Origin of the sequence: Saccharopolyspora montiporae (assembly GCF_015209505.1) — a bacterium.
GTDB lineage: Bacteria > Actinomycetota > Actinomycetes > Mycobacteriales > Pseudonocardiaceae > Saccharopolyspora > Saccharopolyspora montiporae.
In genome coordinates this window covers 198,985-214,208 of record NZ_JADEYC010000009.1, presented here as the reverse complement: position 1 = coordinate 214,208, position 15,224 = coordinate 198,985, and the positions used below count along the sequence as shown (strand labels likewise).

Sequence of the window (15,224 nt, the reverse complement as noted above, 5' to 3'; positions counted from 1 at the left end):
TCGTCGCATATCCGGCTCCCCACTATGCGCCGACGTGTCGGGACGTGTCCGCCACCGGCGGGTGTGGTCTCCTGGACCGCGGCCCGGATGATCTTCGGCATCCGGGTGCGAGCCGAGTCGAGGTGGAGCCATGTTCGGTCGATTCCCGCGGCGCACCGCCGCGCTGGTCCTGGTGCTGGGCGCCGTGGCGTCCGGGTGCGGTGGCGGGCCGCCCGAGCCGTCCGGACCGGAGTCCCTCCCCGCGTCCGGAACCCCGCAGGTCACCCCGCAGCCGCGCGAGATCGAGCGGGTCGGGGACGATCTCGGGGTCACCGGGAAGGTCGAGGTCGTCGTCGACCCGGTGGCCGACGGACCCACCCGGGAGTTGGCCGAGCAGGTGCTGCGCATGGCCGGTGCCGACGAGGTCGTGGTGCGCGAACCGGGCGAGCGCGCGGAGGACGCGTCGCTGCGGGTGCGCATCGGGGACAGCGAGTCGCCGTCGGTCGTCCGCGGGCTGCAGGCCGCAGGCCGGGAGCTGCCCGAGCAGCTCGGCCCGGAAGGCTATGCGCTGGCCGCCACCGCCGACGCCGATCCGCAGGTCGTCATCGGCGCGCAGGAGTCCGCCGGGGCGTACTACGGGGTGCAGACGCTGCGCCAGCTGACCTCGCCGGGGCGCATCGCCGGCGTCGCGGTGCAGGACAGCCCGAAGATGCCGGTGCGCGGGGCGATCGAGGGCTTCTACGGTCCACCGTGGAGCCACCAGGACCGGCTGGACCAGCTGGCCTTCTACGGCGACGCCAAGCTGAACAGCTACGTCTACGCGCCCAAGGACGACCCGTACCACCGGGAGCGGTGGCGCGAGCCCTACCCGGAGCCGGAGTTCGACCAGGTGCGGGACCTGATCGCCCAGGCCGGTCGGCACCACGTGAAGTTCACCTTCGCGCTCTCGCCCGGCACCTCCATCTGCTACAGCGACGACGCGGACGTCCGCGCCCTGCTGGACAAGCTGGAGGCGGTGCGTGCCGCGGGCGTGCACGACTTCTCCATCCCGCTGGACGACATTTCCTACACCAGCTGGAACTGCGCGGGCGACGAACGTGCCTACGGCCCGCCGTCCCAGGAGGCCGCGGGCCGCGCGCAGGCCGACCTGCTCAACCGGGTGCAGCGCGAGTTCGTCGATGCGCACCCGGACGTCTCCCCGCTGCAGACGGTGTCCACCGAGTACTCGGACCTGGACGACTCGCCGTACAAGCAGCGGATCCGCGAGCAGCTCGACGAGCGGGTGCTGATGATGTGGACCGGCGACGGGGTGATCCCGGAGCGGATCACCACCGACGACGCCCGCGCCGCCGAGCAGGTGTGGGGGCGCAGGCTGCTGCTGTGGGACAACTACCCCGTCAACGACTTCGACGGCTCCGAGGGCCGGCTGATGCTCGGGCCGTACGCGGAACGCGAGCCGGGGCTGGGCGACGAACTGGCCGGGGACGTGGTGAATCCGATGAACCAGGCCGCGGCCAGCAAGGTCGTCGAACTCGGCGCCGCCGATTTCGCCTGGAACGACGAGGATTTCGACCCGCAGCGCGCCTGGCGGGCCGCGGCCGACTACCTGGCCGGGCAGCGTTTCGCGGGCGGGGATCCGGGCCTGCGCGCGAATCCGGACACCGCTGCGGCGCTGCTGGTGTTCTTCGACCTGGAGCACATGGCTCCGGTCGCCAACGGCAGCGCCTGGTTGCCGCCCGCTCCGGAGTTGGCGGGCAGGCTGGACGAGTTCCGCTCCGCGTGGGAAGACGGCGACCGTGATCAGGCGCTGCGCGACCTCGACGAGTACGCGCAGCGCATCGCCACGGCACCCGAGCGCATCCGGGCCGGGGCGCCCGCGGACTTCGTCGCCGGCGCCGAACCGTGGCTGCGGGCCACCGACCTGTGGGGTGACTCGCTGCTGGCCACGACGGCCGGGTTGCGCGCCCGGGCGGACGGCAACGCCCAGCGCGCGGACGGGCAGTTCGCGCGGGCCGGCCAGTTGGCCGACCGGGCGGGCCAGGTGCGCACCGATCCGGAGGCCAGCCGTCCGCAGGGGCCGGTGCGGGTGGCCGACGGCGTGCTCGATGTGTTCATCGCGCAGGCACCGCAGATGTGAGCGGACCCGTGGTCACGTCCCGGTACCGGACGGCAGCGCCGGTTCCGGGGCGGGCTCTTCCAGCGGGACGATCACCCAGCAGACCAGGTACATCAGCACGCCGATGCCCACGCCGAACAGCGCCAGCGCCGTCATCGCCAGGCGCACCAGCACCGGGTCGACGCCCAGCAGCTTGCCGGCGCCGCCGCAGATCCCGGCGATCATCGCGTCGTCGCGGCTGCGCCGGAACAGGCGTGCCGGCGGGCCCGCCGTGCGCCCGGCGTGCGCGGCGCCGGTGCCGCCTGCGGGCGCCGCTTCCGGCGTGCTCGGGTCCTGATCTGCCGGACCTGCGTCGCCGACCGGGTCCGGCCCGCCGGGGTTCGCAGCGCCGGCCTGGTTCGGGCCGTCGGGGTTCGGACCGTCGATGGGAACAGGGCTGTTGACGGGATCCGGGCCGTTGGCGGGATCCGGGGTGTTCTGCGCATCGCTCATGCCCCGAGCGTGGTGGCTGCGGCTGCGCTGCGACTCCGGGGCGGTCCCGGACCCGTCCCGGAGTCGGCGGGCCCTCCCCCGAAGGGCGGTCCCGTTACGCCACCGGGGTGCGGGTCAGGTCGCGCAGGTCCGCCCCTGCGGACTCCCACCGGTCGTAGAGCACGTCCCGGCCGTACCGGGAAACCAGCTGCGCCTCGCCGCGGGAGAGCGGGATCAGCGTGATCAGCTGCAGCGCGGGTGAGCCGTCCGGCCCGGGCACGATGTCGAACTCGTCGCCGAGGTAGGGGTGCGGGGCGGCGAGCGCACCGGCCACCTGCGTGTCCGGCAGCAGCAGCCGGTCGTTCATGACCAGCGCGCCGTAGCCGACCCGGCTGGCGGATTCGGCCAGCAGTTCGGCCACCACCGACACGAGGTGCCGCGCCCAGCGCTCCTGCGCCGACCGGGCGGTGCACACCAGCTCCTGCGGCAGCGGCGCTCCGGCCCGGTGCTCGCGCAGCCCGCTGGTCAGCACCGAGACGTGCGCGTCGTCGGCGTGATCGCAGTAGACGAGGTGGTAGGCGCGCTGCCGCCCGCCCGCGCCGCGCCCGTCGGCGCCCCGGATCGCGCCGATGTGCGCCTCGACGTGCGCGGGGAACCCGCCGAACCGGCTCAACGCCAACCCCTCCTCGCCTGATCGGGTGTATTGCAGTCTTGCGCAGCACCCGGTGCCGTCCGCGCACGGGTCGGTCGAATCGGAGTGGATCGGACATCGCCCCGGGCGCCACCGGTCGCCTACGCTCGCGGCATGGCGTTGGACCGCGTGCTCGACATGAAGTCCCCGGCGGACGTGACCACGGCGCTGGACGAGACCGGCTACTTGCCCGACCGCGGCATCGCCACCGCCGCCTTCCTGGCGATGCGGATGGGCAGGCCGCTGCTGTGCGAGGGCGAGCCGGGCACCGGCAAGACGGCCCTGGCACGGTCGCTGGCGCAGGCCCTGGACGTGCCGCTGATCCGGCTGCAGTGCCACGAGGGCATCGACGCCGCGCAGGCGCTCTACGACTGGGACTTCCCGCGGCAGCTGCTGCACCTGCGCACGCTGGAAGCCGTCACGCAGGGCGAACTCGACGTCGAGCGCACCGAATCCTCGCTGTACACCGGGCGTTTCCTGCTCGATCGGCCGCTGCTGCGCGCCCTGCGCGAAACCCCCTGCGTGCTGCTGGTCGACGAGATCGACCGCGCCGACGACGAGTTCGAGGCGTTCCTGCTGGAGGTGCTGTCCGAGTACTCGGTGAGCATTCCGGAGTACGGCACGGTGCGCGCGGCCGAGCCGCCGCTGGTCGTGCTCACCTCCAACCGCACCCGCGAGGTGCACGACGCGCTCAAGCGCCGCTGCCTCTACCACTGGCTGGAGCACCCGGACCTACCGCGCGAGGTGGAGATCCTGCGCCGCAGGCTGCCTGGACTGGAGGAGGAGCTGGCCCAGCAGGTCGCCGGTGCGGTGCAGCGGATGCGCGGGCTGGAACTGCTGAAACCGCCCGGGGTGGCCGAGGCGCTGGACTGGGCGCAGGCCCTGCAGGCGCTGGAGTGCACCCAGCTGGACGGGGAGACCGCCGCGGACACGCTCGGCGCGGTGCTGAAGTACCGGGAGGACGCCGAACGGGTCGCGGCCGCAGGAGTCCTGGTGCCGTGAGCGGGCCTGCGGACAGCGGAACCGGGCGGGTGGTCAACGGCCTGGTCGGTTTCGCCCGCGCGCTGCGCGTTTCCGGCACCGCGTGCGGGCCGGCGCAGGTGCAGGCGTTCCTGGACGCCGCTCGCCAGGTGGGGGTGCGCGACCGGGCCGGCGTGTATTGGGCGGGGCGGCTTACGCTGTGCGCCGATCCGGACGACATCGCGCGCTACGACGCCGCTTTCGCCGTGTGGTTCCGCGGTGCCGAACCGCCGCGGGCCCCGCCGCAGCAGGAGGTCGTCCGGACCGCGCGGATCGCCGAACTCGGCGGTTCCGGTGCGGACGAGGGGTCCGCCGACGACGAACCACCGGTCGCGGCCGCGGCCAGCCCGGCCGAAGTGCTGCGCAGGCGCGACCTCAGCGGGCTCAGCGGCGCCGAGCGCGAGCACCTGCGCCGCCTGCTCGCCGAGCTCCGCCCGGATCCGCCGGTGCGTCCCGCGCTGCGCCGGGAGCCCGCCACCCACGGCGCGCTGGATCCGCGGGCGACGCTGCGCGAGATGCAGCGCTGCGGTGGGGAACCGGTGCGCCTGCAGCGGATGCGCAGGTCGGCGCGCCCGCGCCGGGTCGTGCTGCTGGTGGACGTGTCCGGCTCGATGGCGCCCTACGCCGACGCGCTGCTGCGGTTCGCGCACGTGGTGACCCGTCGGGCACCGGCCAGCACCGAGGTGTTCACGCTCGGCACCCGGCTGACCAGGGTGAGCAGACAACTGCGCCAGCGGGATCCGGAACGTGCGCTGGACGCGGCGTCCCGGGCGGTGCCGGACTTCTCCGGCGGCACGCGGCTCGGCGACACGCTGCGCGGCTTCCTGGACCGGTGGGGGCAGCGCGGGATGGCCCGCGGCGCGGTGGTGGTGCTGTTCTCCGACGGCTGGGAGCGCGGGGACACCGCGGAACTGGCCGAGCGGATGTGCCAGCTGCGCAGACTGGCCCGCGCGGTGGTGTGGGCGAACCCGCACGCGGGGCACGCCGGATACGAACCGGTTCAGTCCGGGATCGTCGCCGCTTCCCCGCACGTTGATCGGTTGGTGGCGGGGCACAGCCTGCGATCGCTGGAGGAGGTCTGGGCATGCGTGCGCGACCTCGGCTGACCGGCTCGGAGCGCGTTGTGCACGAGGTGTGCGCGGCGGTGCGGGTTCAGCGGCTCAGTGGGAGCGGTCGTTGCCGCTGGAGGGAACACCCCACGGGATGCGGAGGTGCGCGATGCGCGACGTGCTGGACGAGTTGACCAAGCACTGGCAGGCCGGGGAGTCCGTCGGGATCGGCACGGTGGTGGCGACCTTCCGGTCCGCCCCTCGTCCCGAGGGGGCGGCGATGCTGGTCACGGCCGACGGTTCGGCGGTGGGCAGCGTGTCCGGCGGCTGTGTGGAAGGCGCGGTGTACGCGCTGGCCGAGGAGGTGCGCGACGGCGGCGAACCCGTGCTGCAGCGCTACGGCGTCAGCGATGACGACGCGTTCGCGGTGGGTTTGACCTGCGGCGGGATCCTGGACGTGTTCGTGGAACGCATCGATCGGCAGACCTTCCCGGAGCTGGAGGAGGTCGCGGCGTCGGTGCGCGCCGAGGAGCCGGTGGCGGTGGTGACGCTGCTGGAGCACCCGGATGCCGGGCGGGCCGGCTCCCGACTGGTGGTGTGGCGTGACCGCACCGCGGGCGGGCTCGGTGCGGAGCGCGCGGACGACGCCGTGGCCGACGACGTGCGCGGGATGCTGGCTTCCGGGCGCAGCGGGGTGCTGGAGTACGGGCCGGAAGGCCAGCGCCGCGGCGAAGGCATGCGGGTGTTCGTCAACTCGTTCGAGCCGCCGCCGCGGATGCTGGTGTTCGGCGCGATCGATTTCGCGGCGGCGATGGCGCGGATGGGCGCGTTCCTCGGCTATCGGGTCACCGTCTGCGACGCTCGGCCGGTGTTCGCCACGCACAGCCGGTTTCCCGGGGTGGACGAGGTGGTCGTGGACTGGCCGCACCGCTACCTGGCGGCCGAGGCGGAGGCCGGCCGGCTGGACGAGCGCACCGCGGTCATGGTGCTCACGCACGATCCGAAGTTCGACGTGCCGGTGCTGACCGAGGCACTGGGCCGCGACCTCGGCTACGTGGGCGCGATGGGCTCGCGGCGCACGCACGAGGACCGGCTGGGCAGACTGCGCGAGCAGGGCGTGCCCGAGCAGCGGCTGGCGCGGCTGTGCTCGCCGATCGGGTTGGACCTGGGCGCGCGCACCCCGGAGGAGACCGCGGTCTCCATCGCCGCGGAACTGATCGCGCTGCGCTGGGGCGGTCGCGGGACGCGGCTGTCCGATGCGGAGGGGCCGATCCACCACCGGGGCTGAGCCCGGTTGCCCACCTCGCGCGGCGGGAGCACGCTCTGCTGCGTGACTGCCGTCACCACCGGCGGTCGGTTCCCGGACGCCCGCGGACCGGCAGCAGGTCCGCGCGAGGAGGCGAGATGGCCAGGATTTCCGTCGACGTGGACGGCAGCCGCTACACCGACGAGGTCGAACCCCGGATGCTGCTCGTGCAGTACCTGCGCGAGCGGCTGGGCAAGGTGGGCACGGTCGTCGGCTGCGATACCGGCAACTGCGGGGCGTGCACCGTGCACCTGGGCGGGCGCAGTGCGAAGTCGTGCTCGGTGCTCGCGGTGCAGGCCGACGGGCAGCAGGTGACCACGGTGGAAGGGCTCGCCCGGGACGGCGAGCTGCACCCGGTGCAGGCTGCCTTCCACGACAACCACGCGCTGCAGTGCGGGTTCTGCACGCCCGGCATGATCATGCAGTCGCTGGACCTGCTGGCCGAGCAGCCGGATCCGGACGACGACCAGGTGCGCGAGGGCCTGGAGGGCAACCTCTGCCGCTGCACCGGTTACCAGAACATCGTGCGCGCGGTGCGCGACGCCGCCGACCGGATGCGCCCCGGCGCCGGACCGGAGGCCGAGCGCACCGCGGCCGGAGCGCAGACGCCGCACCCGCGGGAGTCCGCGGACAGCGCCGAGCGGACGGGAGGTCGGCAGGGATGACCTCGCTCGCCGAACCCGGTCCGGAGCTGGGCCGCGCGCGCCCGCGCAAGGAGGACGCCCGGCTGATCACCGGCCGGACCCGCTGGACGGACAACATCACCCCGGCAGGCACGCTGCATCTCGCGATCCTGCGCAGCCCGGTCGCGCACGCGCGGATCACCGCGATCGACACCGAGGGGGCCCGCGGGATGCCCGGCGTGCAGGCGGTGCTCACCGGGCGGGACGTCGCCGGAGAGCAGGGCAGCCTGCCGTGCGCCTGGCCGATCACCGCGGACATGCTCGTCCCGGACGCCCCGCCGCTGGCCGTGGACGCGGTGCACTTCGCCGGGGAGGCGGTGGCGGTGGTCGCCGCGCGCAGCGCCGCCGAGGCGCGCGACGCGCTGGACGCGATCGACGTCGACTACGCGGACCTGGACGTGGTGCTGGACCTGGATGCGGCGGTGCGACCGGATTCGCCGCTGGTGCACCCGGAGCTGGGCAGTAACCGCAGCGCCACCTGGACGTTCGACTCGCAGGAGGCGGGCACCGGTGGGTCGGCGGACGAGGCGCTGGCGGCCGCTGAGGTGCGCATCGACCGGACCTTCCGCCAGCAGCGGCTGATCCCGGCGTTCATGGAGCCGCGGTCGGTGGTGGTCGACCCGACCGGTGACCAGTACACGATGTACTCGGCCACGCAGGTCCCGCACATCCTGCGGCTGATGCTGGCCACCTCGCTGGGCGTGCCGGAGCACAAGATCCGGGTGATCGCCCCGGACGTCGGCGGCGGGTTCGGCGGCAAGCTGCAGGTGACCCCGGAGGAGTTCATCGCGTTCCTGCTGGCCCGCAGGCTGGGCAAACCGGTCAAGTGGACCGAGACCCGCTCCGAGTCGATGGTCTCCGCGCACCACGGCCGCGACCAGGTGCAGCGGCTGTCGCTGGCGGCCCGCCGGGACGGCACGATCACCGGGCTGAAGGTGGAGCTGCTCGCGGACATGGGTGCCTACCTGCGGCTGGTCAGCCCGGGCATCCCGATCCTGGGCACGCGGCTGTTCAACGCGATCTACAGGATCCCGGCCTACCACGTCAGCTGCAGCACGGTGTTCACCACGAAGACACCGACCGACGCGTACCGGGGCGCCGGGCGGCCGGAGGCGACCTTCGCCATCGAGCGGATGGTGGACGAACTGGCCGCCGAACTGGGCATGGATCCGATCGAGCTGCGCCGCCGGAACTGGATCGACCGCGAGCAGTTCCCGTACGACACGGTCGCCGGGCTGACCTACGACTCGGCCGACTACGCGGCGGCCACCGACCGCGCGGTGCAGCTGTTCGGCTACCGGCAGCTGCGCGCCGAGCAGCAGGAGCGGCGCGAGCGCGGGGACACCGTGCAGCTGGGCATCGGCACCTCCACGTTCACCGAGATGTGCGGGCTCGCGCCGTCCCGGGTGTTCGGTTCGTGGTCCTACGCGGCGGGCGGCTGGGAGTGGGCCGCGGTGCGCGTGCTGCCCACCGGCAAGGTGGAGGTGGTCACCGGCACCTCCCCGCACGGCCAGGGCCACGAGACCGCCTGGAGCCAGCTGGTCGCCGACCGGCTCGGCGTGTCCTTCGAGGACGTGGAGGTGCTGCACGGCGATACGCAGAGCGCTCCGCGCGGCATGGACACCTACGGGTCGCGGTCGCTGGCCGTGGGCGGTGCGGCGGTGGCCGCGGCGGCGGACAAGGTGATCGCCAAGGCCACGCGCATCGCCGCGCACCTGCTGGAGTGCGCCGAGCAGGACGTGGAGTTCGCCGACGGGCGGTTCCGGGTGCGCGGCACGGACAGCGCGGTGCAGCTCGGCGAGGTCGCGCTGGCCGCGTTCACCGCGCACGACCTGCCGGAGGGCGTGGAGCCGAACCTGGACTCGGAGGCCGGTTTCGACCCGGAGAACTTCTCCTTCCCGCACGGCACCCACCTGTGCGCGGCCGAGGTGGACACCGAGACGGGGCGGGTGCGCATCCGGCGCTACGTCTGCGTCGACGACGTGGGTGCCGTGGTCAACCCGATGATCGTGGAGGGCCAGGTGCACGGCGGTCTGGCGCAGGGCATCGCGCAGGCGCTGTTCGAGGAGGCGGTGCACGACGAGACGGGAACGCTGACCACGGGCACGCTGGCCGACTACCTGGTGCCTTCGGCGGTGGACCTGCCGGAGTTCACCACCGATCGGACCGAGACCCCGGCGACCTCGAACGATCTCGGGGTGAAGGGGGTCGGCGAGGCGGGCACCATCGCCTCGACGCCCGCGGTGGTCAACGCGGTGGTGGATGCGCTGCGCCACCTGGGCGTGCGCGATGTGCCGATGCCCTGCTCGCCGCAACGGGTCTGGCGGGCGGTGACCGGTGCGGCCGCGAGCGCGGCGACGGCACCGGAAGCCGGTGGTGGGCTCGGTTCCGAGGACGTCGAGACGCGAGGAGGCGAGCGGTGATCCCAGCGCAGTTCGAATACCAAGCACCATCCACAGTGGATGAAGCGGTGGCGGCGCTGGCCGCGGGCGGCGACGACGCGAAGGTGCTGGCCGGCGGGCAGAGCCTGCTGCCGGTGCTGCGCATGCGGTTGGCCGATCCGCAGCTGGTGGTGGACCTCGGCGGCATCGCCGAGCTGCGCGGGGTGCGCGAGGAGGACGACTCGCTGGTCATCGGGGCGATGACCACGCACCACGACGTGCAGCGGGATCCGCTGGTGCAGCAGCACGCGGAGCTGATCGCGCTGACCACCCGCACGGTCGCCGATCCGCAGGTGCGCCACCGCGGCACGTTCGGCGGGGCACTCGCGCACGCCGACCCGGCCGGGGACCTGCCGGCGCCCGCGCTGGCGCTGGACGCGGAACTGGTGCTCGCCGGACCGGGCGGCCGCCGGGCGGTGCCCGCGCAGGACTTCTTCACCGACCTGTTCAGCACCGCGCTCGGCCCGGCGGAGGTGCTGGTCCAGGTCCGGTTGCCGAAGCGCACCGGGTGGCGCGCGCACTACGAGAAGTTCAACCGGGTCGCGCAGGCGTGGTCGATCGCCGGCGTGGCGGTGGCCTTGCGGGTGGCGGGCGGCCGGATCGAGCAGGCGCGGGTCGGGCTGACCAACATGGGGCCGGTCCCGGTGCGCGCCCGCGGGGTCGAGGAAGCGCTGGTGGGCGAGTCCGCCGACGAGCGGACCGTGCGCGCGGCGGCGCGGCGCGCCACCGAGGGCACCGCACCGGCCGCCGACGCCTCGGCCGATGTGGACTACCGCAGCCACCTGGCCGAAGTGCTCACCGGCCGGGCGGTGCTGGCCGCCGCCACCGGATGATCCGGCGGGTCCGTCCGCAGTGATCCGGACGGGCTACCCAGGAGCCGCGGTGGCTGGGAAGCTGGAGTGCGGGCCCGTCCGGTGGGCGGGCCCGCACCGCGGAAAGCACCGGCCCCGCAGCGGGACCGAGCTCGGTCGAACCAGGAGGACGCTCCAGTGCAGATGCAGCACCACTTCACCGTTCCGGTACCGGTCGACGTGGCGTGGCAGGCGCTGCTCGACCCCGAGCGGGTCGCTCCGTGCATGCCCGGCGCCACGCTCACCAAGGCCGAGGGCAACGAGTTCGCCGGTTCGGTCAAGGTCAAGCTGGGCCCGGTGACCTTGCTGTACAAGGGGACCGGCGTGTTCTCCGAAACGGACGAGCAGTCGCGCAAGGTGGTCATCGACGCCAGCGGCAAGGATTCGCGCGGCAACGGCACCGCCGCGGCGACCGTGACCGCCTCGCTGACCGACGAGGGCGAGCAGACCCAGGTCACCGTGGACACCGATCTCAAGGTCACCGGCAAGCCCGCGCAGCTGGGCCGCGGGCTGATCTCCGAGGTCGGTGGCAAGATCCTCGGCCAGTTCGCCGAGTGCCTCGCCGACCGGCTCACCGGCGGCGGCGAGGCCGAATCGTCCGCGAACGCGGGGTCTTCGGCGGACGGGACGTCCGAGGAAACCGGGACGTCCACCGGCACGTCCGGCGGCCCGGAGCAGAACGGGGACAAGCCCGCCGCGGACGACGCGCAGGGCTCGGACGGCTCCGCGGCCAAGACCGGGGTGCAGGCCCCGCAGCAGCGGTCGGACTGGCGGGTGACGGGCCCGGCCAAGCCCGCCGAGGAGTCGGCCCGGTCCGCGAACGCGCACGAGGAACCGGCCCGCCGCGCGGACGCGGTGGTCGCCGGCGGCGCCACGTCCTCCGGCGAGGCCATCGACCTGCTGGACACCGCGGGCGCCCCGGTGCTCAAGCGCGTGGCCCCGGCGGCGGCCGCGCTCATCGGCGCGTTCGTCGTGATCCGCCTGCTGCGCAAGCGCAAGTCCGGCCGCGGCTGAACCCGCGCGGATCCGGTGCGGGCCGGCCGTTCGCACCGGACCGCGCGAGGTCAGCCGGTCAGCAGTGCGTGCACGCGGCCCAGCCGGTCCAGCCACCAGCGCTGCACCTCGGCGGTCGGGGTCGCCGCAGCTACCCGCGCGGGATCCGGGTCGGGCGCGCGCTGCGGGACGGCGATCTCGCCGCCCGCGGGCAGCAGCGGGTCCGGGACGACGTCGCCGTCCAGCAGGGCGATCGTGCCCAGCCCGCAGGCGAACGGGAGCTCGGGCAGCGCGGCGGCCAGCGCCAGCTGCGCCGCGAGCCCGACGCTGCTCTCCACCGCGGAGGACACCACGCACGGCAGCCCGCTGGCCTCGGCGACCTGCAACGCGCGCCGGACCCCGCCGAGCGGGGACGCCTTGATCACCGCCACGTCGGCGGCTCCGGCCACGGCGACGCGCAGCGGGTCCTCGGCGCGGCGGATGGATTCGTCGGCGGCGATGCGCACCTCGACCTGCTTGCGGACGGCGGCGAGCTCGTCCACCGACGGGCACGGCTGTTCCACGTACTCCAGACCGCCTGCGGCGCGGTCGAGTTCGCGGATCCGGGCCACGGCGGTCCCGGTGTCCCAGGCCCCGTTGGCGTCCACCCGGATCGCCCCGCCCGGGCCGAGCGCATCGCGCACCGCGGCGACCCGCTCCACGTCCCGGCCCGGGTCCTGGCCGGGTTCGGCGACCTTGACCTTGGCGGTGCGGCACCCGGAATCGGCCGCGATCCGCGCCGCCGTGCCCGGATCCACCGCGGGAACCGTGCAGTTCACCGGGATGCTGCCGCGCACCGGATCCGGCCAGCTGCCGGTGCACGCCTCCAGCGCGGTGGCCAGCCACGGCACCGCCTGCTCGTCCGCGTAGTCCTCGAACGGGCAGAACTCGCCCCAGCCGGACGGTCCGCGCAGCAGCACGCCGCGGCGCACCTGCACCCCGCGGAAGCGGTTGCGCATCGGCAGCGCGTACACCCGCACCGCGTCCAGGTCGGTCAGGTCGGCGAACCGGCTGCGCGAGGTCATGCGACGGGGTCCTTTCGGGGGCCGGTTCAGGCCACGCTGGGGCGGCCCAGGTCGAACACGTCGATCTCGAACCGCGCCCACTGCCGGCGCAGCGCGGTCACCCCGTTGTCCAGGATGTAGTTGAGCTCGCCCAGCGTCACCGGCAGCAGGGTGAACACCTGCAGCTGCTCCACGCCGCCGGGATCGGTGAACCGGGTGAACTCCGGTGGGAACAGCGGATGGCCGCTGGCCAGCACGCCGTGGATCTCGGTGCCGGCCAGCAGCGGCTGCTCGTTCGGCACGATCTGGTCCGGCACGAGGAACGTGCGCTGCTCCACCATCAGTTCGGCGGTGACGTCGACCAGGTGCCGCGCGGCCTCGGCCTGCTCCTTGTAGACGGTGCAGGCCAGTTCCTGGGCCGGTTCGGCGCCCAGCGGCTGGAAGCGCAGTCCGCTGCTGATCACCGTGGACAGGTGGTACTGGGCGAGGTGGAAGAACACCAGGCCGTAGCCGCGGTTCTCGCCCCGGATGTTGGGCGGTTCAGCCCCGGTGGGCGCACCGGCGTGCCGTTCCAGGTTCTCCGCGAGTCCGACGAACCGGTGTGCGCCACCCATCGCGGAGCGTTCGTGCTCGGTGGTCATCCGCTCTCCAGTGCCCTTCGCCGACACCCGCACGCCGCACAGCCACCCGCGGTCTCCGCTCGGTGCTCCCGACGTCCGGCACTCCCCCCGAGTGCGGCACCGGAACGGTACCGCAGCACGGGTGATCCGCGAGGGGGCTGCGCAGGATCGTCCGCGGCGGAGCCGACGCGGGGACCCGCGGCTGACGGCGGAGCGAGTCTTTCACCCGGTCGTGTGAGGCCGCCGAGCAGGGGGAGGGGTCAGCTCACCTCGGGCACGCCGGGTCCGAGCAGGTCGTCGGCGTCCACGATGCGATAGGCGTAGCCCTGCTCGGCGAGGAAGCGCTGCCGGTGCGCGGCGTAGTCGGTGTCCAGCGTGTCCCGGGAGACCACCGAGTAGAAGTGCGCCTGCCGGCCCTCGGCCTTGGGCCGCAGCAACCGGCCGAGCCGCTGCGCTTCCTCCTGTCGAGAACCGAACGTGCCGGACAGCTGCACGGCCACCGAGGCTTCCGGCAGGTCGATGGAGAAGTTGGCGACCTTGGACACGACGAGCCGGGTGATCTCGCCGCGCCGGAACGCGTCGAACAGCGCCTCGCGCTCCTTGTTCTTCGTCGACCCCTCCACGATCGGCGCGTCCAGCGCCTCGCCGAGCTCGTGCAGCTGATCCAGGTAGGCGCCGATGACCAGCGCGGACTCCCCGGGGTGCCGGTCCAGCACCGTCCGCACGACGGGAACCTTGGTGCGGGCCGTCGAGCACACCTTGTAGCGCTCCTCGGCTTCGGCCGTCGCGTAGCGCAGCCGTTCCTCGTCGGTGAGCGTCACCCGCACCTCGGTGCACTCGGCCGGGGCGATCCAGCCCTGCGACTCGATGTCCTTCCACGGCGCGTCGTAGCGCTTCGGGCCGATCAGCGAGAACACGTCGCCCTCTCGGCCGTCCTCGCGCACCAGCGTGGCGGTGAGCCCGAGCCGGCGGCGGGACTGCAGGTCGGCGGTCATCCGGAACACCGGGGCGGGCAGCAGGTGCACCTCGTCGTAGACGACCAGGCCCCAGTCGCGGGAGTCGAACAGCTCCAGGTGCTTGTACTCCCCCTTGGACTTGCGGGTGATCACCTGGTAAGTCGCGATGGTGACCGGGCGGATCTCCTTCTTCTCCCCGGAGTACTCGCCGATCTCCTCCTCGGTCAGCGAGGTGCGCTCGATCAGCTCCCGCTTCCACTGCCGACCCGCGACGGTGTTGGTGACCAGGATCAGCGTGGTCGCCTGCGCCTCGGCCATCGCGGCCGCGCCGACCAGCGTCTTGCCCGCGCCGCAGGGCAGCACCACGACACCGGAGCCGCCGGCCCAGAACGACTGCACGGCCTGCCGCTGGTAGTCGCGCAGCTCCCAGTCGTCTTGCTCCAGCGCGATCGCGTGCGCCTCGCCGTCCACGTAGCCGGCCAGATCCTCGGCGGGCCAGCCGATCTTGAGCAGCTGCTGCTTGAGCCGGCCGCGTTCGCTGGGGTGCACGACGACGGTGTCCTCGTCGATCCGCGCGCCCACCATCGGGATGATCTTCTTGTGCCGCAGCACCTCTTCGAGCACCGCGCGGTCCAGCGCGGTGAGCACCAGCCCGTGCGCGGGGTGGTTGGACAGCTGCAGCCGCCCGAACCGGCCCATGGTCTCGGCGATGTCGACGAGCAGCGGCTGCGGCACGGGGTAGCGGGAGTGCGAGACGAGCGCGTCCACGACCTGCTCGGCGTCGTGCCCGGCGGCGCGGGCGTTCCACAGCGCCAGCGGCGTGATCCGGTAGGTGTGCACGTGCTCGGGGGCGCGTTCCAGCTCGGCGAACGGCGCGATGGCGGTCCGCGCCTGCTCGGCCTGCTCGTGTTCGACCTCCAGCAGCAGCGTCTTGTCCGACTGCACGATCAAGCAGGACACACATACCTCCGGCGAATGGCTACCCGTCCCGTGACGCACCCGGCT

The 15,224-nt window shown here is 73.6% G+C and carries 13 protein-coding genes; 8 read left to right on the top strand and 5 right to left on the bottom strand.

Translation table 11 applies throughout. From position 1 onward, the window contains the following. The first annotated feature begins 130 nt into the window (after positions 1-130). Complete coding sequence (locus IQ251_RS06370) at positions 131-2,116, top strand: glycoside hydrolase family 84 protein (protein WP_193927510.1); 1,986 nt, start codon at positions 131-133, stop codon at positions 2,114-2,116. 12 nt (positions 2,117-2,128) lie between these two features. Here the strand turns inward: IQ251_RS06370 and IQ251_RS06365 are convergent, their stop codons facing one another. Next, on the bottom strand, positions 2,129-2,587 hold the full coding sequence (locus IQ251_RS06365; protein WP_193927509.1) for a PspC domain-containing protein: 459 nt from the start codon (positions 2,585-2,587) through the stop codon (positions 2,129-2,131). Between the two features lie 94 nt (positions 2,588-2,681). Then, positions 2,682-3,239, bottom strand: a complete 558-nt coding sequence (locus IQ251_RS06360; RefSeq protein WP_193927508.1) for a suppressor of fused domain protein — start codon at positions 3,237-3,239, stop codon at positions 2,682-2,684. 132 nt (positions 3,240-3,371) lie between these two features. Between IQ251_RS06360 and IQ251_RS06355 the strand changes: the two genes are divergently transcribed. From IQ251_RS06355 to IQ251_RS06325, 7 genes are all read left to right on the top strand, one after another. Then, positions 3,372-4,259 carry an AAA family ATPase gene (locus IQ251_RS06355; protein ID WP_193927507.1) on the top strand — a complete coding sequence of 296 codons (888 nt, stop codon included), beginning with the start codon at positions 3,372-3,374 and terminating at the stop codon, positions 4,257-4,259. After that, the gene (locus tag IQ251_RS06350) at positions 4,256-5,383 is read left to right on the top strand and encodes a vWA domain-containing protein (RefSeq protein WP_193927506.1); all 1,128 of its coding nucleotides are present in this window, start codon (positions 4,256-4,258) and stop codon (positions 5,381-5,383) included. The genes IQ251_RS06355 and IQ251_RS06350 overlap by 4 nt, the downstream gene beginning before the upstream one ends. 112 nt (positions 5,384-5,495) lie before the next feature. Further along, entirely contained in the window at positions 5,496-6,614 is a 1,119-nt protein-coding gene (locus tag IQ251_RS06345; RefSeq protein ID WP_193927505.1) for an XdhC family protein, read from the top strand. Positions 6,615-6,730: 116 nt separating this feature from the next. Beyond that, positions 6,731-7,297: a (2Fe-2S)-binding protein gene (locus IQ251_RS06340; protein WP_193927504.1), complete on the top strand. Its 567-nt coding sequence runs from the start codon at positions 6,731-6,733 to the stop codon at positions 7,295-7,297. After that, on the top strand, positions 7,294-9,738 hold the full coding sequence (locus IQ251_RS06335; protein ID WP_193927503.1) for a xanthine dehydrogenase family protein molybdopterin-binding subunit: 2,445 nt from the start codon (positions 7,294-7,296) through the stop codon (positions 9,736-9,738). The genes IQ251_RS06340 and IQ251_RS06335 overlap by 4 nt, the downstream gene beginning before the upstream one ends. After that, complete coding sequence (locus IQ251_RS06330) at positions 9,735-10,589, top strand: FAD binding domain-containing protein (protein ID WP_193927502.1); 855 nt, start codon at positions 9,735-9,737, stop codon at positions 10,587-10,589. Before IQ251_RS06335 ends, IQ251_RS06330 begins: the two co-directional genes overlap by 4 nt. Before the next feature lie 156 nt (positions 10,590-10,745). Beyond that, the gene (locus tag IQ251_RS06325; protein WP_193927501.1) at positions 10,746-11,621 is read left to right on the top strand and encodes an SRPBCC family protein; all 876 of its coding nucleotides are present in this window, start codon (positions 10,746-10,748) and stop codon (positions 11,619-11,621) included. Positions 11,622-11,671: 50 nt separating this feature from the next. Here IQ251_RS06325 and IQ251_RS06320 read toward each other — a convergent pair whose 3' ends face one another. The 3 genes from IQ251_RS06320 to IQ251_RS06310 all read right to left on the bottom strand — a co-directional run bounded on the left by IQ251_RS06320 (position 11,672) and on the right by IQ251_RS06310 (position 15,170). Next, on the bottom strand, positions 11,672-12,664 hold the full coding sequence (locus IQ251_RS06320) for an o-succinylbenzoate synthase (RefSeq protein WP_193927500.1): 993 nt from the start codon (positions 12,662-12,664) through the stop codon (positions 11,672-11,674). Positions 12,665-12,690: 26 nt separating this feature from the next. Beyond that, positions 12,691-13,284 carry a suppressor of fused domain protein gene (locus IQ251_RS06315; RefSeq protein WP_193927499.1) on the bottom strand — a complete coding sequence of 198 codons (594 nt, stop codon included), beginning with the start codon at positions 13,282-13,284 and terminating at the stop codon, positions 12,691-12,693. 239 nt (positions 13,285-13,523) lie between these two features. Continuing rightward, a complete protein-coding gene (locus IQ251_RS06310) occupies positions 13,524-15,170 on the bottom strand; it encodes a DNA repair helicase XPB (RefSeq protein WP_228046200.1) in 1,647 nt (548 codons plus the stop codon). Between the last annotated feature and the right edge of the window lie 54 nt (positions 15,171-15,224).

Coding starts and splice junctions, on each gene's coding strand:
- IQ251_RS06355 (WP_193927507.1), top strand. CDS start 3,372: ATGGCGTTGGACCGCGTGCTCGACATGAAGTCCCCGGCGGACGTGACC.
- IQ251_RS06320 (WP_193927500.1), bottom strand. CDS start 12,664: ATGACCTCGCGCAGCCGGTTCGCCGACCTGACCGACCTGGACGCGGTG.
- IQ251_RS06345 (WP_193927505.1), top strand. CDS start 5,496: ATGCGCGACGTGCTGGACGAGTTGACCAAGCACTGGCAGGCCGGGGAG.
- IQ251_RS06340 (WP_193927504.1), top strand. CDS start 6,731: ATGGCCAGGATTTCCGTCGACGTGGACGGCAGCCGCTACACCGACGAG.
- IQ251_RS06365 (WP_193927509.1), bottom strand. CDS start 2,587: ATGAGCGATGCGCAGAACACCCCGGATCCCGCCAACGGCCCGGATCCC.
- IQ251_RS06315 (WP_193927499.1), bottom strand. CDS start 13,284: ATGACCACCGAGCACGAACGCTCCGCGATGGGTGGCGCACACCGGTTC.
- IQ251_RS06370 (WP_193927510.1), top strand. CDS start 131: ATGTTCGGTCGATTCCCGCGGCGCACCGCCGCGCTGGTCCTGGTGCTG.
- IQ251_RS06335 (WP_193927503.1), top strand. CDS start 7,294: ATGACCTCGCTCGCCGAACCCGGTCCGGAGCTGGGCCGCGCGCGCCCG.